Here is a 19,690-nt window from a genome sequence, read left to right on the forward strand (position 1 = left end):
AGTCGAGGCCGATAGGCGTAGACGATGGACAACAGGTTGATATTCCTGTACCACCTCCCCGCCGTTTGAGTAATGGGGGGACGCAGTAGGATAGGGTGAGCACACAGTTGGTTGTGTGTCTAAGCAGTGAGGCGGAAAACGAGGAAAATCCCGTTTTCATCTAACGCTGGGCTGTGATGGCGAGGAGAATTGTCTCCAGAGTCCCTGATTTCACACTGCCAAGAAAAGCCTCTAGCGAGGCGGGAGGTGCCTGTACCGCAAACCGACACAGGTAGGCGAGGAGAGAATCCTAAGGTGATCGAGAGAACTCTCGTTAAGGAACTCGGCAAAATGACCCCGTAACTTCGGGAGAAGGGGTGCTCTGGTAGGGTGAATAGCCCGAGAGAGCCGCAGTGAATAGGCCCAGGCGACTGTTTAGCAAAAACACAGGTCTCTGCAAAACCGTAAGGTGACGTATAGGGGCTGACGCCTGCCCGGTGCTGGAAGGTTAAGAGGAGGGGTTAGCGCAAGCGAAGCTCTGAATTGAAGCCCCAGTAAACGGCGGCCGTAACTATAACGGTCCTAAGGTAGCGAAATTCCTTGTCGGGTAAGTTCCGACCCGCACGAAAGGCGTAACGATCTGGGCACTGTCTCAACGAGAGACTCGGTGAAATTATAATATGCGTGAAGATGCGCATTACCCGCGACAGGACGGAAAGACCCCGTGGAGCTTTACTGTAGCCTGATATTGAATTCCGGTGCAGCCTGTACAGGATAGGTAGGAGCCTTTGATTCCGGAGCGCCAGCTTCGGAGGAGGCATTGGTGGGATACTACCCTGGCTGTATTGGACTTCTAACCCATGCCCGTGATCCGGGCAGGAGACAGTGTCAGGTGGACAGTTTGACTGGGGCGGTCGCCTCCTAAAGAGTAACGGAGGCGCCCAAAGGTTCCCTCAGAATGGTTGGACATCATTCGTAGAGTGCAAAGGCATAAGGGAGCTTGACTGCGAGACCTACAAGTCGAGCAGGGTCGAAAGACGGGCTTAGTGATCCGGTGGTTCCGCATGGAAGGGCCATCGCTCAACGGATAAAAGCTACCCCGGGGATAACAGGCTTATCTCCCCCAAGAGTCCACATCGACGGGGAGGTTTGGCACCTCGATGTCGGCTCGTCGCATCCTGGGGCTGTAGTCGGTCCCAAGGGTTGGGCTGTTCGCCCATTAAAGCGGCACGCGAGCTGGGTTCAGAACGTCGTGAGACAGTTCGGTCCCTATCCGTCGCGGGCGCAGGAAATTTGAGGAGAGCTGTCCTTAGTACGAGAGGACCGGGATGGACATACCGCTGGTGTACCAGTTGTCTTGCCAAAGGCATCGCTGGGTAGCTATGTATGGACGGGATAAATGCTGAAAGCATCTAAGCATGAAGCCCCCTTCAAGATGAGATTTCCCATTACGCAAGTAAGTAAGATCCCTCAAAGAAGATGAGGTGGATAGGTCTGGGGTGGAAGCACGGCGACGTGTGCAGCTGACAGATACTAATCGATCGAGGACTTAACCTATTATTGAAAAGCGGAAGCAGCCGTTTAGATGCGGCAGGCATAAGGCGAAGATGTGCAGTGGTGCTCTTTACCACGAAACAGCTTTGACTTATGGCCCGAGCATCTGGCTGCTGAAGCTGGACAAAATGAAAAGTTAAATCGACCGTCTAGATACGACAGGCATAAGACGGATTGGCGAAGCGACGGTTTTTGTCGCGCAGCCAAGCTGACTTATGACCCGAGCATCTGGTCGATTTAGCTGGACAACACGAAAAGCAGAAGCAGTTACTTGAACAACCCAATGTCTTTTATCCAGTTTTGAGTGAACAACTCAACAGTCTAGTAACGATAGCGAAGAGGTCACACCCGTTCCCATACCGAACACGGAAGTTAAGCTCTTCAGCGCCGATGGTAGTTGGGGGTTTCCCCCTGTGAGAGTAGGACGTTGCTGGGCAAGCGAAGCCATTCACTATGTTTTCATAGTGAATGGCTTTTTTGTGTTTTCATTGAAAAAGAGAGGTGTAGCAGATGACATATAAAGATCGCCCACTCGTTCAAGCACTTGAAAGCTTTTATGAAGAGAAGCATCATTCATTTCACGTGCCCGGCCATAAACACGGAACTTTGTCTGGATTGCCTCGCAAACTGCGACAAGCATTGGCTTACGACGTGACGGAGTTGACAGGACTTGACGATTTACATGAGCCGCAAGAAGCAATACAGCATGCAGAGATAAAATTAGCAAAGTTATATGGCAGTAAGCGGAGTTTCTTTTTAGTGAATGGATCAACTGTTGGAAATTTAGCTATGATATATGCGACAGTTGGACAAAACGATAGGGTACTAGTACAGAGAAATGCACACAAATCTATCTTTCATGCGTTAGAACTTACTGGTGCCAAACCGATATTTCTATCTCCTACATGGGATGAATCTACACAGACTGCTGGATGTGTAGAAGGAGAAAGTGTTAAGACAGCACTTATCCAATTTCCTGATGTAAAAGCAGCTATTTTTACAAACCCCACTTACTACGGATTGGTCAATAAAGAATTAAAAGAAATTATTAGTTGCTGTCATGCGAAAGGTATTCCTGTATTAGTAGATGAAGCGCACGGTGCACACTTTGTTGCAGATACAATATTTCCCGACGGCGCATTGCAATTAGGCGCAGATGTGGTAGTTCAATCTGCACATAAAACATTGCCTGCTATGACGATGGGTTCTTTTTTACATGTCAAATCAGAACTTGTTAGTATAGAAAGAGTTGCGCACTTCTTGCATATGTTGCAGTCCAGTAGTCCGTCCTATGTAATCATGGCATCTTTAGATGATGCACGTTACTATGCAGCTTCTTATACGGCAGAGGATGGAATGTTTTTTCAGGTGTATCGCCAAGTGCTGTTAAATAATTTACAAGATGTTCCAAATGTTTACGTAATAGAGACGGATGATCCTGTAAAATTGTTAGTACGTGTGGAAGGGTATACTGGATTTATGGTACAAGAAGCGTTAGAAAAGCAAGGGATTTATACAGAATTGGCTGATCTGTATCAGGTGTTATGGATATTGCCACTATTAAAAGTAGGGTATAATAGTCACCAAAAGAAATTAGTCGAGAAATGCAGAATGGCGGTCGAATCACTGAAACTGCTTGAGAAAAGTGCAGTGCCGCCTAGCAATTTAGGCTACATCCCGGCGATTTCAACTACTGCCTATCACACGAAAAAGTTAAGCGAAATGAAAAAGATATGGTGTAATATGGATCAGGCTATTGGTTTTGTCGCGGCAGAGGCGATTGTGCCTTATCCACCAGGAATTCCATTACTTTGCGCGGGTGAGCGGATTTTACAAGAACATATTACGTATATGAAGACATTGATTGTGGCAGGAAGTCACTTTCAAGGAGCTGTCGACTTAAAGACCAATCAACTAAAAGTAGTTGTTGAAGAGGGTGGAGATGTTTTACTATGACAGGATTGTTCATTAGCTTCGAAGGACCAGAAGGAGCAGGCAAGACGACTGTATTACAAGAAGTGGCTAGACGTTTGAAAGATCAAGGATATGAAGTGATGGTGACGCGAGAGCCTGGTGGAATCCCAATCGCTGAGAAAATACGTGAAGTGATTTTAGATTCCACTCATCAGGCGATGGATGGCAAGACGGAAGCGTTACTATACGCGGCTGCGCGACGTCAACATTTAGTGCAAAAGATTCTGCCTGCTATTGAATCAGAAAAGATCGTACTATGCGATCGTTTTATTGATAGTTCATTAGCGTATCAAGGTGTCGCACGGGGGTTAGGTTTAGATGAAGTATTCGCCATTAATTTATTTGCGATAGGTGAACATATGCCTGACTGCACCGTTTTTTTTGATGTACCACCAGAAGTTGGTTTAGAGAGAATTTGGAAAGATAAAGACCGAGAACAAAATCGTTTAGATCTTGAGACAATAGAGTTTCATCAGCGAGTGTATGAAGGCTATCAAAAAGTAATAAGTAATGATGAAATAAGATTCCGCGTAGTTGATGCGCGGAAACCACAATCGGAAGTTGTCGAAAATGTTTGGGAAATTATAAGTTCAGAAGTCAACAAGCATAGAGATTCATGATATAATAGTGAGGAACACTATTTTTATAAGAAATCGGAAAAAGGGGAGAGTACATTGAAACTGATTGTAGCAGTCGTACAGGACCAAGATAGTAACCGATTATCTTCTGCGTTAACTAAAAGTGATTTTCGGAATACGAAATTAGCTAGTACAGGCGGATTTCTTCGTGCAGGAAATACTACATTTTTGATGGGTGTAGAAGATGAGTTAGTGTCAAAAGCGTTGGACTTGATTCGTGAAAATTGTCGTTCGCGTGATCAGATGGTAGCACCTGTATCACCGATGGGCGGTAATGCGGATTCCTATATACCTTATCCAATAGAAGTTGAAGTAGGCGGAGCCACGGTATTTGTCTTGCCAATTGAACAGTTCCACCATTTTTGATATTGAGGTGAACGTCGATGAAAGTCAATGGTGATTTCCGGACAGGAATGGATAAACTTCCGCCAGACTCGCTTCGCCAACAGACAGGTAATGCGCGCTTTGGTCAAATGGTGGAGAAACAAGGAGCACGGTTACAAGGCGAACAAATTACTCGTTTATTTGGGGATATTTCAACAGCGGGGGATCGGCTAGCTAGATCACGTAATCTGCGTGATATGGCAAAGTATAAAATGCTGATTAAACGATTTTTAAAAGAAGCTGTCGAATCTGGCATTGAACTAAAACAGTCCCATACGTGGAATCAATTCGGTGACGGACGTCGGTTGAAGATTGTTCGCACAATAGACGAAAAACTAATTGCACTGACTGAAGCATTATTAGATGAAGAAGAGACATCCATTGACCTGCTGGCAAAAATCGGCGAGATCAAGGGACTTCTTATCAACTTATATACGTAATCCCGTGCTACAACACTTGTAGTACGGGGTTTTTTGCAACATGTGAACAATAAGGAGGAGATTGCATGTTAGATACGATGCAAGCGCAAGCACTGCAGTCTCAACAACAAATTACTAAACGTTTACAAGCCATTTATGAGAGAAAACGTATTGGTCATGCCTATATATTTGATGGCACACATGGAGTGGGAAAAGAAGCAGTTGCCTTCTATTTTACTAAACTTTTGCTTTGTATGAATCCGAAGGGAAATGTTCCATGTGAAACATGTAACTCATGTAAAAGGATAGATTCAGGTAATCATCCTAATGTTGTATTAATTAGACCCGATGGACAGGATATAAAAAAAGAGCAGATGTCTAGCTTGATTATGAAGATGACGAAGAAAGGTTATGAGGAAGGTCGCAAAGTATACGTGATAGCCAATGCAGAACGAATGAATACATCTGCAGCTAATACATTACTGAAGTTCCTTGAAGAACCTGAGGGAAATGTAACGGCAATCCTCTTAACGGATTCTTATCAATCTATTTTGTCAACGATTCAATCTCGCTGTCAGCGTATTTCCTTACAACCAATGAATCGACAACATATAATGGAAAGTCTTGTTGCTAAAGGTGTTACACCATCTATGGCGGCCACAGTTACGATGATGACAGCAAATGCAAATGAAGCATATGAAATGGCGCAAGAAGATTCCTTTGTACAGAGACGAAGATTAGTGTTAAAATTAGTAGAGGCAATTGAACAACGATCGCCAGGAGAAGCGTTGTTGTTCATTCAGACAGACTGGATGCCTTTAATGAAAGAAAAGAGTGATTGCGAACAGGGAATTGACTTGCTTCTCTGTGCTTACCGTGATATTGTTGCGGTGAAAGCGGGATTGCAGTCAACCATCGCGTATCCCGATCAACTAGAACTCTTCACCAGACACTCTGTTAAAAATGCGTATAGCAGTTTAACTGTGAAAATAGATGCCATCTTGCAGGCAAAAAAACGATTGCATCAAAATATGAATCGTACGCTTTTACTAGAACAATTGGTGCTTACTATGCAGGAGGGGTTATTGTTTGTTTAAAGTCGTAGGCGTCCGTTTTAAAAAGGCGGGTAAATTATATTATTTCGATCCTCTAGATTTAGCTATAGAAATTGGTGACTATGTCATTGTCGAAACGGCAAGAGGTGTAGAGTATGGAAAAGTGGCCAGTCGAAGTAATGAAATAGATGATGAAGATGTTGTCTTGCCATTGAAGAAGATCATCCGTCTTGCAGACGAGAGTGATCGTGAACGTGTGAAAGAAAATCAACAGGAAGCAGAACAAGCTTTTGAAGTTTGTGTTGAAAAAGTGATAGAGCATCAGCTGGATATGAGATTGGTTGATGTGGAGTATACATTTGACCGCAACAAAATTGTTTTTTACTTCACTGCTGAAGGTCGCGTAGACTTCCGTAACTTGGTAAAGGATCTTGCATCCATCTTCCGTACCAGAATTGAGTTGCGCCAGATTGGTGTACGTGACGAGGCGAAGATGCTTGGCGGTATTGGGCCTTGTGGAAGAATGCTTTGTTGTTCAACATTTTTAGGTGATTTTGAGCCTGTGTCCATTAAGATGGCAAAAGATCAAAATCTGTCATTAAACCCCTCAAAGATTTCCGGTCTTTGCGGTAGGCTTATGTGTTGTTTGAAGTATGAAAATGATGAATACGAAGATGCTAAAGCCCAAATGCCAGACATCGGTAAACAAGTAGTTACGCCAGACGGTATAGGCAAAGTAGTAGGATTGAATTTATTGGAGCGCATATTGCAAGTGAATATGCCGGCCTTTGAAAGGGTACTAGAATATGCGTGGAGTGAGATTGAGCATTTACAAGAGGAAATGGCTCAATTGACGAAATGATGAGGTGGAACAGTTGAAAGAAGTGAACTTTCTTGACAGAGTAATGGAGTTCGAACAACAGTTGGATTCTATGCAAAAAAAATTCAGGGAACTCATTGGGTTTGTTGCTGAAATGACTGAAGAAAACCACTCGCTTCGTCTGGAAAACCATCATTTACGAATGCGGCTGGACGAGATCGACAGGATTACGCAGCAGATAGAAGAGACCACGCGTGAAGAGCGTCCAAGAAAGTTAGATGTCGGTGAAGGTGTAGATAATCTAGCACGCTTGTACAATGAAGGTTTTCACGTATGTAATGTCCATTACGGTAGCAGTCGTAAGGGCGAAGATTGTTTGTTTTGTCTGTCATTTTTAAATAAACAGAACGGTTGAAACAGTCAATTCCTATTTTTAGGTATTGGCTTTTTCTTTTGATTGAGGAGAGAATGTAATGAATTTACAAGATGATGAACGACTGGATTATTTATTAGCGGAAGACTTACGTATTATACAAAGTCCTTCTGTTTTTTCATTTTCATTAGATGCAGTGTTACTATCACGTTTTGCTTCTATACCGATATCTAAGGGGAAGATTGTGGATTTATGTACGGGAAACGGAGCAATTCCATTGTTTTTAAGTGCCCGTACTAAGGTGAACATTACAGGAATTGAATTACAGGAAAGGCTTGCGGATATGGCCAAGAGAAGTGTAGCTTATAATAAGTTGGATGAACGAATAACGATCGTCCAAGATAATGTCATAGGGATTGCGAAGAAAATAGGCTACGAAGCGTATGACGCCGTTACATGCAATCCACCCTATTTTCCAGCTATAGATGCTAGTACCAAAAACAAAAGTACGCATTACACCATTGCGCGTCATGAAGTTGAATTGACACTTGACCAAGCTGTGCAATCAGCTAGTGAGCTGTTGAAACAGGGTGGGAAAGCAGCATTCGTTCATCGTCCAGGTAGACTAATGGATATTCTTACGTCTATGCGACAAAATAGACTAGAACCGAAACGTATTCGCTTTGTGTATCCGAAAGAAGGAAAGGAAGCTAATACTCTATTAATCGAGGCGATTAAAGACGGAAAACCAGATTTGAAAATTCTGCCCCCCTTATATGTTTATACAGAGGATGGAGAATATACTAATGAAGTGAGGCTCTTATTGTATGGCGATGAGTGAACACTTTTTTTATGTGTTAGAATGTCAAGATGGTTCGTATTATGCAGGATATACGAACAACTTAGAACGACGTCTACATGTACATAATGAAGGAAAAGGGGCGAAATACACAAGAGGGCGTTTACCTGTGCATTATGTGTACTACCAGGCATATGAAACGAAAAGGCAAGCCATGCAAATGGAGTATCGATTCAAGAAACTAAACCGTGCGCAAAAAGAGCAGTATATTCGAAAGGAGAGGTCAGAATGATTACTTCACAAAAAAGTGCAGAACTAACAGATAGAGGGAAGTTGTTTATCGTTGGTACCCCTATTGGCAATTTGGAAGACATGACATACCGTGCAATTCGTATTTTGCAAGAAGCAGATTTTATTGCTGCAGAGGATACACGAAATACGGTTAAGCTTTGTAATCATTTCGATATTCATACACCGATGATTAGTTATCATGAACATAATACAAGAATAGCAGGGGATAAGATTATAGAACATCTGCAAAATGGGAAAGATGTAGCTATTGTCAGTGATGCAGGCATGCCTTGTATTTCGGATCCTGGGGCTGATCTTGTTGAACTGGCTATTGCCGAAGGATTGGCGGTTGTTCCCGTGCCCGGACCGAATGCCGCGGTTACAGCATTAGTCGCTTCTGGAATTACTCCGCAGCCTTTTTTGTTTTGGGGATTTCTACCAAGACAAAAGAAAGAACAAAAGAACCAACTTGAGAAACTGCAACGCTACGAAGAGACATTGTTATTTTATGAAGCACCTCATCGCTTAAAGCAAACGTTGAAAGCATTAGTGGAACAGTTCGGAAAAGAACGAAAGATTGTGATGGCGCGTGAGTTGACTAAACGCTTTGAAGAGTTGTTAAGAGGCACATTGAGCGAAGCGTTAGAATGGGCTGAGTCGAATGAGATTAAAGGTGAGTTTTGTTTGGTAGTCGAGGGCAATCAGCATGTACAAGAACAATCAGTTGATGTTTGGTGGAAGGAGCTTACAATAAAAGAGCATGTAGAGCATGTAATCGAACAGAAAGACATACGCTCAAAAGAGGCTATACGTGAAGTGGCGGAAGCGCGAGAGCTCAGTAAACGTGATGTCTATCAAGCATATCACGTAGAATGACGGTAAAAGCAAAAAAGAAACCTGAACGAATGAACGTCCAAGATCCCTTTTGATTAATTGATTTTCTGTTCGATTTCTTGAATCAACTGTTTTGCGCCTTCAGGGCTTAGAATTAGTTTACCATCAATAAGACGAAGGTTATCGTCTGAGACTTCTCCTGTAATGGAGCATGTCATATTAGGCATGTACTTTTTCAAGATGATTTTATCATCATCTACGTATATTTCTAGCGCATCTTTTTGCTCAATACCAAGTGTGCGGCGTAATTCTATGGGGATCACAACGCGGCCTAATTCATCAACTTTTCTTACGATTCCAGTAGATTTCATGACAAGAATTCCTCCTACATTCTATATTTCTATTCGTCAAAATTCGACATAATTCTCTTGACTAATAGTTATCATACCAACTCTTCCAATAACCGTCAATCATCATAACTTAAAATAAGACTATTATTATTTATCACTTTTTTGATAGGTAAAAGATGTAATATAATTGGTCTTTTTGATGTAAAGACATTTACTGTAATCCTTTAAAAAGAGAAGAATTATATAGAATCGGCTGATAACGTGGCACTTTTGCCTAACATCCGATAAAATGAAAGCATACATTAATTATTTGGAGGAATTTCGTGTGGAGAATCAATCTAAAACATTTTACATTACAACACCCATTTATTATCCGAGTGGAAAGTTTCATATAGGGACAGCTTATACAACAATCGCTTCTGATGCTATGGCACGATATAAGCGACTACGCGGCTACGATGTCAGATTTTTAACAGGCATGGACGAACATGGGCAGAAAATTCAAGAGAAAGCCGAAGAAGAAGGGTTGTCCCCACTTGCTTATGTAGATCAAATTGCTGATACCGCAAAGAATACGTGGAAGCTGATGGACATTTCCTACGATGATTTAATACGCACAACAGAAGATCGTCATAAAGATGTTGTTGAAAAGATATTCCAAAAGTTTTTGGATAACGACGATATTTACAAAGGCAAGTATGAAGGATGGAAATGTGTACCTTGTGAATCATATTTTACAGAATCTCAACTTGATGAAGGGAATTGTCCGGACTGTGGACGACCTGTACAACGCGTAGAGGAAGAATCGTATTTCTTTAATATGAAGAAGTATTCGGATCGTCTGTTAGCGTACTATGAAGAAAATCCAACGTTTATCGAGCCTGAATCGCGTAAAAATGAAATGATTAATAACTTTATCAAACCAGGCTTAGAAGATCTCTCTGTTTCTCGTATGTCATTTGACTGGGGAATTAAAGTTCCTGGAGATCCAAAGCATGTAATCTATGTGTGGGTGGATGCTTTAACAAATTACATTACGTCACTTGGCTATATGTCGGATGATGACTCATTATTTAAAAAGTATTGGCCGGCGGATGTTCATGTTGTAGGAAAAGATATTGTACGATTCCATACAATTTATTGGCCAATCTTCTTGATGGCACTTGATTTGCCGCTGCCGAAAAAAGTATTTGCGCATGGCTTCATCATGATGAAAGACGGAAAAATGTCGAAGTCTAAAGGAAATGTAGTCTATCCTGAAATGTTAGTAGAGCGTTTTGGCTTGGATGCAACTCGTTACTTCTTATTGCGCGAACTGCCGTTTGGACAAGATGGAGTATTTTCACCAGAAGCTTTCGTAGAGCGGATTAACTATGACTTGGCGAATGATTTAGGGAATTTATTGAACCGTACGATTTCTATGATTAATAAATACTTCGACGGTGCTGTTTTGAATGAAGACTTGGAGGCGACAGAGTTTGACGAGTCGCTACGAGCTATGATTCAACAAACGGTCGTAAAGTATGAGAACTCTATGGAGAAAATGCAGTTTAGCGTAGTGCTGGCGGATGTTTGGGCATTGATTTCTCGTACAAATAAATATATTGATGAAACTTCACCTTGGGTATTGGCGAAGACTGAAGAAAATCAGAAGAAATTGGCATCTGTTATGTATCATTTAGTCTTATCGTTACATCATACAGCCGTTCTTTTACAGCCGTTCATGACGAACGCGCCAAAACAAATAGTAGAACAGTTAGGTCTTTCCCAAGATTCACTTAGCTGGGATACGTTGCAAGAAGGGTATGTTATTCCAGCCGGCACATCTGTTATTAATAAAGGTGTACCGATTTTCCCTCGTTTAGAAGCAGAGGTTGAAGTGGAATACATTCGTCAGCAAATGGCGATTACCGCACCAGCTGAAATGAAGGAAGAAACAGAAGAGATAGAAGAGTCGAATGAAATCACTTTCGATGACTTTATGAATGTTGAATTACGTGTGGCTACAGTCACTGCATGTGAAAAGATGCCGAAAGCTGATAAGTTATTGAAACTACAAGTGGACTTAGGATATGAGCAGCGCCAAGTAGTGTCGGGAATTGCTGAATTTTATAAAGCTGAAGACGTTGTAGGAATGAAGGTAATCGTTGTTGCGAATTTAAAGCCAGTAAAGTTACGTGGTGAACTGTCTCAAGGGATGATTCTTGCGGGGCAAAAAGATGGAGTGCTTAAATTAGCGACAGTTGATCAGACGTTGGAAAATGGTGCACAAGTAAAATAATAATTTCTTTTAAAGCTGTAGAGGCTGTCCAGGAAGTCAGTAGTATCTGACTTTCTGTGATGGTCTTTTTTTATGGAAGCGTTTTTTGGTGGATCATTTTAGAGTGGGTTGATGTACCAGCTGTTGTGGTGTGGATGCTGAAGGTTTGGGATTCAACGGCATAAACGAAAGTGCATTTTTCGTTATTATATCAGAAGTGAGAAAAATATTTATTACTCACTACGACAAAAAAGCTAGTAAATAAAATAGAGAAGTTACGATAGTTTTTATTGTTGTGAGAATTTGAAGTGGAGGATGTTAAAGAGTATAAATGGATGAGTCATTAGACAGAGATTGCGAAATCGTCGACTGAATAATTAATCTCTTTGTAATACAATTGTAACATAAATGAGAAGAAAGTAATAAACAAAAATTATAGAATAGGAAACAGTGTAAGGAGAGATGAGATGTTTATTGATACACATGTCCACTTGAATGCAGATCAATACGAACACGATGTAGAAGAAGTTATCCAACGTGCAATCGAGGCGAAAGTAGAAAAGATGGTCGTGGTTGGTTTTGATACGAAGACTATTACGATCGCGATGGAGTTAATCGAAAAATATCCGTTTATTTATGGAGTGATTGGTTGGCACCCTGTGGACGCAGTGGATTGTACAGAAGAAGATCTACAATGGATAAAAGAATTATCAGTACACCCAAAAGTCGTTGGTATTGGTGAAACGGGCCTAGACTATCACTGGGATAAATCACCGAAAGATATACAGCAAGAGCTGTTTCGCAAACAAATTAGATTGGCTAAAGAAGTGAATTTACCAATTGTTATTCATAATCGCGATGCAACAGGCGATGTAGTGCGTATTTTACAAGAAGAAGCGGCAGGAGAAGTGGGAGGCATTATGCATTGTTATAGCGGAAGCGTTGAAACTGCCAAACAATGTATTGACATGAATTTTCTTATTTCACTTGGAGGTCCTGTTACATTCAAGAATGCAAGAATGCCTAAAGAAGTGGCGATTGAAATTCCGTTAGAGAAGTTATTAATTGAAACAGATGCTCCATATTTAGCACCGCATCCGTACCGAGGAAAGCGCAATGAACCTTCATATGTTCCACTAGTGGCAGAAGAAATTGCACGATTGAAAGAGATATCGGTTGAGGAAGTTGCTGAGCAAACAACAAAAAATGCTATAGCTCTTTTTCGTATGAAATAAGCTTAGCATAACGATGTAGTGGACAAATATTTGTCACACACTTTTAATGTTTAGTAGTTTAATGGTTTGACAGGTGAAAATAAACGCTATATACTCAGCCGAGTAATGAAAGGGGAAAATTTTTCATGTCACAGAAGAACACGAAGGGTAAACGCATTGCAGTTTTACTTATTGCATTGGCTTTATTCATCACAACTACGTCACTCGCATTGATTGACGGAAAAAAGAAGAATGTCACTTTAGATCTTAATGGCAAGCAAATAGAATTACGTACTGCAGCATCAACAGTTGAGGAAGTACTTGCTGCACAGGATGTGGAAGTAAAGCCGCATGATCACGTAGAACCAGCAATGACAACACCACTTGAGAATGGGTTAGCTATTCAGTGGGAAGAAGCAAAGAAAGTAGCAGTTGCAGTTGATGGAGACACACAGGAATTATGGACAACGAAAAAGACTGTTCAAGAAGTATTGAAAGAAGCGGCTATCGAAGTCACTACACATGATGAGGTAGAACCAGCTTTATCAACCGCAGTTTCAGACAATCAGCCAATTACAGTTGCGAAAGCATTTCAAGTTACTGTCAAAGATGGCGGCAAAGAAAGTAAACATTGGTCAACTTCGACTACTGTCGCTGACTTTTTAAAGGATCAAAATATCCGTTTGAATAATTTGGATAAAGTAGAAGGCGATTCAAAAGCACAGCTTACATCGTCTAATGCAGTGGTATCTATTGCACGAGTAGAAAAGGTCACCGATGTTGTGGAAGTACCAGCTGACTTTAAAGTAAAGAGAAAAACAGATCTTACTATGCTTAAAGGTCAAGAAAAAGTTACGACTGAAGGTAAAAAAGGTAAAGTACAAGAAAAATTTGTCATCACGAAAAAGAACGGTAAGATTGTTTCACGTGAATTAGTTAGTAAACAAGTCGTTGAAGAACCAACACATAAAGTAGTAAATGTAGGTGCGAAAGTTGTAGTTGCTAGCGCTGATACAGCTAAATCTACAAATAAAGCACAAACAGCAAAAAGTGCTAATGTAGGTGTATCACGAAGCAATGAACCAAGCGGTGGCGGCAAAGAGTTTTACGCTAACGCAAGCGCGTATACTGCTTACTGTACAGGATGTTCTGGAATAACGGCTACAGGTGTCAATTTGCGTGCCAATCCAAACATGAAGTTGATAGCGGTAGATCCACGAGTGATTCCACTAGGATCAAAAGTTTGGGTTGAAGGGTACGGATATGCAATTGCGGGAGATACGGGTGGCGCTATTAAAGGTAACCGTATCGATTTACACATGCCGACAAAAGAGGCAGCTTACCAATTTGGACGCCGTCAAGTGAAGATCAAAGTCATTAACTAATCACTATCTACCGGTAAAGAAGGATTATTCTTCTTGCCGGTTTTTTCTATTTATAGGAGTTGCAAAACAGCATGGTTGTGCCTTGTGCAAAAAAACAGTAAAATAGAAAGAATGATGTGTGAAGAAAAGAGGAATCCTGTGAATATAGAAGAAGTAGTTGTAGTGGAAGGAAAATCAGACACTATCGCTATCAAAAGAGCAACAGGTGCAGATACGATTGAAACAAATGGCTCTGCTATTAATTCGAAAACTATTGAACGAATCCGTCATGCACAAAAAACACGCGGAGTAATTGTCTTTACCGATCCGGACTTTCCGGGAAGACGAATCCGGGCAATTGTTGAAGAGCAAGTACCAGATGTGAAGCATGCGTTCCTTCCGAAGAAAGAAACCATTGCCAAAAACGGACGCGGGCTAGGTATTGAGCATGCGAGCGATGAAGCGATTCGTCAAGCATTGGCTTCTGTTTACACAGTCAGTGAGCATACACTAGAGGAGATTCCAATGGTGCTTCTGATGGAAGCCAGGCTTATTGGTCATCCCGACTCTAGGAAACGACGTGAACGGCTGAGTGAGTTATTACAGATTGGTCAAGTAAATGGTAAAGGACTAAAAAAGCGTTTAGAAATGTTCCGTATTACATTGGAACAACTCAGTGAAACGATTAAAGTTCTCGACGAGGAGGCAATGAAAACAGATGTATAAAGACATCGCAACACCGATGAGAACGAAAGAAATTTTACAAAAGCATGGTTTTTCATTCAAAAAGAGTTTAGGGCAAAACTTCTTAGTAGATTCCAATGTGTTACAAAATATCGTCTCTCATGCCGACATAACTAAAACTACAGGTGTAATTGAAGTAGGTCCCGGAATCGGTGCACTGACAGAGCATTTGGCACGTCAGGCCGGAAAGGTAGTAGCGTTTGAAATAGACGGACGATTGCTTCCTGTACTAGAAGACACGATGTCACCCTATCCTAACGTGACTGTGCTTCATCAAGACGTACTTAAAGCAAATTTGCACCAAGTCATAGAAGAACAGTTTGCTGACTATGCCGATATAGTCGTTGTAGCCAACTTGCCTTATTATATTACGACTCCAATCATTATGAAGTTTTTAATGGAAAAGGCTAGAGTGAAGCAGCTAGTAATCATGATGCAGAAAGAAGTAGCAGATCGGATTACAGCTGTACCTAGCACAAAAGCTTATGGTTCACTTTCTATTGCTGTGCAATACTACATGGATGCTGAAGTGTCTATGATCGTGCCCAAGACAGTGTTCATACCGCAGCCAAATGTAGAATCTGCCGTTTTGCGTTTAACTCGCAAAGAAGAAGCATATACTGATGTAGTAGATGAAGACTTCCTTTTCCGTGTTACGCAAGGTTCATTTGTCCATCGCCGAAAGACACTGTGGAATAACTTGCAAACCTCTCTTCCAGACGGTAAAGAGAAGAAAGAGCTGATCCAACAAGCGTTCGAGACCGCGGGAATTGATCCAGTAAGAAGAGGAGAAACACTTTCCATACCCGAGTTTATTGAACTTGCCAATGCACTATACCCCTATTTCGGCGAGGTAAAACAGGCTTAGTAAAGATAAAAATTTTTTTCATTGTAAAGTGATTGACAAAAGTATAGCTGTACTGTTAAAATAAAAAATTTGGTTGACAGAACTTCTAAAAAATGTTATGCTAGTATTTAGTGAGGTGTAAGCAACATGCCAAAAACATTAGCAGACATTAAAAAGTCACTGGATGCCCATTTAGGGAAACGTCTCCATTTAAAAGCAAATGGCGGTCGTAAGAAAACGATCGAGCATGCTGGAGTTTTGCGCGATACGTATCGTGCTGTTTTCGTAGTGGAGTTAGACCAGGATGACAATGCGTTTGAAAGAGTTTCTTACAGCTATGCAGATATTTTAACCGAAGCGGTTGAAATAACAATTCTCGATGGTGCAGACCAAACGGCCTTTATCATCAAATAATTCATCATGCAATTTTAAATTATTTTCTAGTGAATCCGCCCGAGTCTTCCGGCGGATTTTTTGTTTCTTTCGTTTACGTAGGCTAATTTTCAAAGTTCGGCACATACTACGGACGTCAGCCGAAAAGGAGGAAACGTCAATGGCAAGAAAAGGTGTTATGTCAGATCAATTAAAAGAAGAAATCGCAAAAGACCTTGGCTTTTACGACGTTGTGCAAAAAGAAGGTTGGGGCGGTATTCGTTCACGTGATGCAGGAAATATGGTAAAACGTGCAATTGAAATGGCAAGCAAGCAGATGGAAGAGAAGAAGTAATTCATCATTGTCCAGACAATCCAATATAGGCTGACAGAGTGAACTGCAAAAGCGAAAATGCTTTGCAGTTCTTTTTTTTATTTATTCTTCCTCTGTTCTACCCATTGTGTGGTAATATAATGAGCAAGAACATGCTGTGGGGGAGGGAGCTTTTATCATGATTTACGAAAAGGCACCTGCAAAAATTAATTTAACATTAGACGTGCTAAACAAACGGCAAGATGGCTATCATGAAGTCGAAATGATCATGACGACTGTAGACTTGGCAGATCGCATTTGGCTTCGACCGACTACTGATCGCGCGATAACAATCAAGTCCTCGCATCGCTTTGTGCCGAATGATCGAAAAAATCTGGCTTACCAAGCAGCTGATTTGCTTAGGAAGCGTTATCGACTAAAACATGGCGTGGAAATAACACTTGATAAGAATATTCCTATTGCTGCAGGTCTTGCAGGAGGAAGTTCAGATGCAGCTGCTACATTACGTGGGTTGAATCGTTTATGGGATCTAGGCTTGTCGCTAGATGAACTAGCCGTACTAGGAGCAGAGATTGGTTCGGATGTCTCCTTTTGTGTGTATGGCGGTACAGCTATTGCACGCGGACGAGGAGAGAACATTACGCATTTACCATCACCGCCAAATTGTTGGGTTATATTGGCCAAACCGTCTATCGGTGTTTCGACAGGAAATATTTATGGACAACTCAATTTGCAAACCATTGAACATCCACAGACCGAGGCGATGATAGAAGCCTTAGAAGAAGGTAATTACGAAAAGATGTGTGCATCGTTAGGAAATGTTTTGGAGCCGGTTACGATGAGTTTACATTCAGAAGTCGTTATGCTGAAAGAACAAATGGAACGTTTTGGCGCTGATGCGGTATTGATGAGCGGTAGTGGACCCACTGTTTTCGGCTTAGTTCGTCATGAATCACGGGTGCCTAGAATAGTCAATGCTCTTAAAGGTTTTTGTCAGGATGTACATGCTGTACGTACGCTAGGAGAACGTATTCTAGTTGATTAATACCGTACAATTATGCTAATGTACTTATAAATCATTCGGATTTAGGAGTCGGTATTATGAAGTGGAAAAGAAGTGAAAGGCTAGTCGACATGACACGCCATTTACTAGAGAATCCGCACACTCTCATTTCTTTAACGTTTTTCTCTAACAGGTATGCTGCCGCTAAATCCTCGATTAGTGAAGACCTCGGTATTTTAAAGGAAACTTTTGAAGAGAGCGGTACAGGAAGGTTAATAACTATATCTGGGGCAGCTGGTGGCATTAAATATATTCCGATAGCTAGTCGGGAAGAAGTGAATGACATTATTCATTCCTTAATGGATGAGTTGAGAAATTCCGATCGTCTGTTACCGGGCGGTTACTTGTATATGACTGATTTGTTGGGAAATCCAAAGTTTCTCGATCGAATCGGCAAAGTCATTGCGACTGCATTTTTTGATGCAGAAATCGACGCTATTATGACAGTCGCAACAAAAGGTATTCCGATAGCCCATGCAATTGCGCGTCATCTAAATGTACCTGTAGTAGTAGTGCGCCGGGATAGTAAAGTGACAGAAGGCTCCACGGTCAGTATTAACTACGTCTCGGGTTCAGCTCGGAGAATCCAAACAATGGTTCTTTCAAAAAGAAGCATGCAAAGTGGACAGAGAGTACTGTTAACTGACGACTTTATGAAAGTCGGCGGCACGATGCTAGGGATGAAGAGTCTGCTGGAAGAGTTTAATTGTGAGCTTGCCGGTGTAGCGGTGCTAGTTGAAGCTGAACATTTAGAAGAAGTTCTAGTAGATGATTATCTTTCGTTAGTCAAATTGCACGCAGTGGATGAGAAACATAGAAAAATCGAGTTAGAAGAAGGTAACTACTTTACGAGAGGTGGAAATGATATATGGAATACGTAAAAACAGATCAAGCGCCACAAGCAATTGGGCCTTATTCGCAGGCAGTAAAAGTGAACGGAATCGTTTATACATCCGGGCAAATTCCGTTGTCTGCTGCAGGTGAAGTAGTAGCTGGCGGGATTGAAGAGCAAACCAACCAAGTGCTTCATAACCTTCGTAACGTGCTAGAAGAAGCGGGTTCTAGTATGCAACAAGTAATTAAGACTACTGTATTCATTCAAGACATGAATGAATTTGCAGCATTAAATGCGATCTATGAAAAACACTTCGGTGATCATAAACCATCACGTTCTACAGTCGAGGTAGCAAGACTTCCAAAAGATGTACGTGTAGAAATTGAAGCAATGGCGATTTGTGAATCATAATATCTACTAACTATAAGCTCCATAGTGTCGTACTAGACAATATGGAGCTTATTTTTTTGGGATGAAAATAATTATAAGTACACATATAGTCTAAAAGTTTGAATTCTATTCAAATTATATACATAAATTTAAAAATTCACAAAAATTCTATTTTAATTACAAAGCAAAGATAGTATCATAGAATCATCACGTGTATTCTAGTTTTGTAAAGGGGATTTATCAAAGAACCTAGAATAAGTACATCGTGAACAATTGACAACAGGGGAGTGGAGAAAATGGAGATCACAGATGTAAGATTACGCAAGGTTGACACAGAGGGCAGAATGAGAGCGATTGCTTCTATTACGCTGAACAATCAGTTTGTCATCCATGATATCCGAGTCATCGAGGGGAATGACGGATTATTTGTAGCTATGCCAAGCAAACGAACGCCAGATGGAGAATTCCGCGATGTCGCGCATCCTATTAATTCAGATGCGAGAACAAAAGTTCAAGAATCAATTTTAGCTGCCTATCATCAAGTAGGTGAAACACAAGGGGTACTTGAAGAAGCAGCGTTATAAATGAATATATGATGAGAAAGCGTTTTCATATGTCGTATCAATCAAAAGGCCATCTATTCGAGTAGATGGCCTTTTGATTAGTTTTAAATTTATAAGAAGGGGTAAACCGGAAATACTCCTGTTAGTGAAAAAGCAGTGTACTCATTGGCTTGCACGAACAAAAAGATTAATAATCATAAAATAAAGCCATGCAATTGTCAAGAGAGTATACTT

General features: G+C 41.2%; 22 protein-coding genes and 2 rRNA genes (1 of these 24 only partly in view). 23 read left to right on the top strand and 1 reads right to left on the bottom strand.

Going from position 1 to position 19,690, the window contains the following annotated elements:
* The 12 genes from DV702_RS13845 to rsmI all read left to right on the top strand — a co-directional run.
* A 23S ribosomal RNA gene (locus DV702_RS13845) occupies positions 1-1,536 on the top strand (it extends 1,391 nt beyond the left edge of the window).
* A 317-nt stretch (positions 1,537-1,853) separates the two neighbouring features.
* Positions 1,854-1,969, top strand: a 5S ribosomal RNA gene (gene rrf, locus DV702_RS13850).
* Between the two features lie 74 nt (positions 1,970-2,043).
* Positions 2,044-3,489, top strand: coding sequence for an aminotransferase class I/II-fold pyridoxal phosphate-dependent enzyme (locus DV702_RS13855; RefSeq protein WP_114925283.1), 1,446 nt, complete (start codon positions 2,044-2,046; stop codon positions 3,487-3,489).
* Complete coding sequence (tmk, locus tag DV702_RS13860; RefSeq protein ID WP_114925284.1) at positions 3,486-4,127, top strand: dTMP kinase; 642 nt, start codon at positions 3,486-3,488, stop codon at positions 4,125-4,127. Before DV702_RS13855 ends, tmk begins: the two co-directional genes overlap by 4 nt.
* Before the next feature lie 54 nt (positions 4,128-4,181).
* A complete protein-coding gene (locus DV702_RS13865; protein WP_114925285.1) occupies positions 4,182-4,511 on the top strand; it encodes a cyclic-di-AMP receptor in 330 nt (109 codons plus the stop codon).
* Between the two features lie 17 nt (positions 4,512-4,528).
* Complete coding sequence (locus tag DV702_RS13870) at positions 4,529-4,969, top strand: YaaR family protein (RefSeq protein ID WP_114925286.1); 441 nt, start codon at positions 4,529-4,531, stop codon at positions 4,967-4,969.
* A gap of 65 nt (positions 4,970-5,034) precedes the next feature.
* The gene (gene holB, locus DV702_RS13875) at positions 5,035-6,045 is read left to right on the top strand and encodes a DNA polymerase III subunit delta' (protein WP_162805813.1); all 1,011 of its coding nucleotides are present in this window, start codon (positions 5,035-5,037) and stop codon (positions 6,043-6,045) included.
* Positions 6,038-6,865 (top strand): PSP1 domain-containing protein, encoded by an 828-nt coding sequence (locus DV702_RS13880; RefSeq protein WP_114925287.1) that lies wholly within the window; start codon positions 6,038-6,040, stop codon positions 6,863-6,865. The genes holB and DV702_RS13880 overlap by 8 nt, the downstream gene beginning before the upstream one ends.
* Positions 6,866-6,878: 13 nt before the next feature.
* Entirely contained in the window at positions 6,879-7,238 is a 360-nt protein-coding gene (gene yabA, locus DV702_RS13885) for a DNA replication initiation control protein YabA (RefSeq protein WP_114925288.1), read from the top strand.
* 58 nt (positions 7,239-7,296) lie between these two features.
* On the top strand, positions 7,297-8,037 hold the full coding sequence (locus DV702_RS13890; protein ID WP_114925289.1) for a tRNA1(Val) (adenine(37)-N6)-methyltransferase: 741 nt from the start codon (positions 7,297-7,299) through the stop codon (positions 8,035-8,037).
* Positions 8,024-8,287: a GIY-YIG nuclease family protein gene (locus DV702_RS13895; RefSeq protein ID WP_114925290.1), complete on the top strand. Its 264-nt coding sequence runs from the start codon at positions 8,024-8,026 to the stop codon at positions 8,285-8,287. The genes DV702_RS13890 and DV702_RS13895 overlap by 14 nt, the downstream gene beginning before the upstream one ends.
* Complete coding sequence (gene rsmI / locus DV702_RS13900) at positions 8,287-9,162, top strand: 16S rRNA (cytidine(1402)-2'-O)-methyltransferase (protein ID WP_114925950.1); 876 nt, start codon at positions 8,287-8,289, stop codon at positions 9,160-9,162. Before DV702_RS13895 ends, rsmI begins: the two co-directional genes overlap by 1 nt.
* A 53-nt stretch (positions 9,163-9,215) precedes the next feature.
* On the opposite strand, the gene DV702_RS13905 is transcribed toward rsmI, so the two are convergent.
* Entirely contained in the window at positions 9,216-9,491 is a 276-nt protein-coding gene (locus DV702_RS13905; RefSeq protein WP_114925291.1) for a transition state genes transcriptional regulator AbrB, read from the bottom strand.
* A gap of 268 nt (positions 9,492-9,759) precedes the next feature.
* On the opposite strand from DV702_RS13905, the gene metG reads away from it, so the two are divergent.
* From metG to spoVG, 11 genes are all read left to right on the top strand, one after another.
* Positions 9,760-11,751, top strand: a complete 1,992-nt coding sequence (gene metG, locus DV702_RS13910) for a methionine--tRNA ligase (protein WP_114925292.1) — start codon at positions 9,760-9,762, stop codon at positions 11,749-11,751.
* 446 nt (positions 11,752-12,197) lie between these two features.
* Positions 12,198-12,965 (top strand): TatD family hydrolase, encoded by a 768-nt coding sequence (locus DV702_RS13915; protein WP_114925293.1) that lies wholly within the window; start codon positions 12,198-12,200, stop codon positions 12,963-12,965.
* 125 nt (positions 12,966-13,090) lie between these two features.
* Positions 13,091-14,329 carry a G5 and 3D domain-containing protein gene (locus DV702_RS13920; protein WP_114925294.1) on the top strand — a complete coding sequence of 413 codons (1,239 nt, stop codon included), beginning with the start codon at positions 13,091-13,093 and terminating at the stop codon, positions 14,327-14,329.
* Between the two features lie 138 nt (positions 14,330-14,467).
* Positions 14,468-15,034: a ribonuclease M5 gene (gene rnmV, locus DV702_RS13925; protein WP_114925295.1), complete on the top strand. Its 567-nt coding sequence runs from the start codon at positions 14,468-14,470 to the stop codon at positions 15,032-15,034.
* A complete protein-coding gene (gene rsmA, locus DV702_RS13930) occupies positions 15,027-15,920 on the top strand; it encodes a 16S rRNA (adenine(1518)-N(6)/adenine(1519)-N(6))-dimethyltransferase RsmA (RefSeq protein WP_114925296.1) in 894 nt (297 codons plus the stop codon). Before rnmV ends, rsmA begins: the two co-directional genes overlap by 8 nt.
* Before the next feature lie 126 nt (positions 15,921-16,046).
* Positions 16,047-16,313, top strand: coding sequence for a biofilm formation stimulator Veg (gene veg, locus DV702_RS13935; RefSeq protein ID WP_009499413.1), 267 nt, complete (start codon positions 16,047-16,049; stop codon positions 16,311-16,313).
* A gap of 139 nt (positions 16,314-16,452) precedes the next feature.
* Positions 16,453-16,626 (top strand): small, acid-soluble spore protein, alpha/beta type, encoded by a 174-nt coding sequence (locus DV702_RS13940; protein ID WP_114925297.1) that lies wholly within the window; start codon positions 16,453-16,455, stop codon positions 16,624-16,626.
* 157 nt (positions 16,627-16,783) lie between these two features.
* Positions 16,784-17,650, top strand: a complete 867-nt coding sequence (gene ispE / locus DV702_RS13945; protein WP_114925298.1) for a 4-(cytidine 5'-diphospho)-2-C-methyl-D-erythritol kinase — start codon at positions 16,784-16,786, stop codon at positions 17,648-17,650.
* 56 nt (positions 17,651-17,706) lie between these two features.
* Positions 17,707-18,549 (top strand): pur operon repressor, encoded by an 843-nt coding sequence (gene purR / locus DV702_RS13950; protein WP_114925299.1) that lies wholly within the window; start codon positions 17,707-17,709, stop codon positions 18,547-18,549.
* Positions 18,537-18,914, top strand: a complete 378-nt coding sequence (locus DV702_RS13955; protein WP_114925300.1) for a RidA family protein — start codon at positions 18,537-18,539, stop codon at positions 18,912-18,914. The genes purR and DV702_RS13955 overlap by 13 nt, the downstream gene beginning before the upstream one ends.
* Before the next feature lie 275 nt (positions 18,915-19,189).
* Positions 19,190-19,477: a septation regulator SpoVG gene (gene spoVG, locus DV702_RS13960; RefSeq protein ID WP_114925301.1), complete on the top strand. Its 288-nt coding sequence runs from the start codon at positions 19,190-19,192 to the stop codon at positions 19,475-19,477.
* Positions 19,478-19,690 lie beyond the last annotated feature (213 nt).

Source organism: Sporosarcina sp. PTS2304, from assembly GCF_003351785.1.
In the GTDB taxonomy this organism is placed as follows: domain Bacteria; phylum Bacillota; class Bacilli; order Bacillales_A; family Planococcaceae; genus Sporosarcina.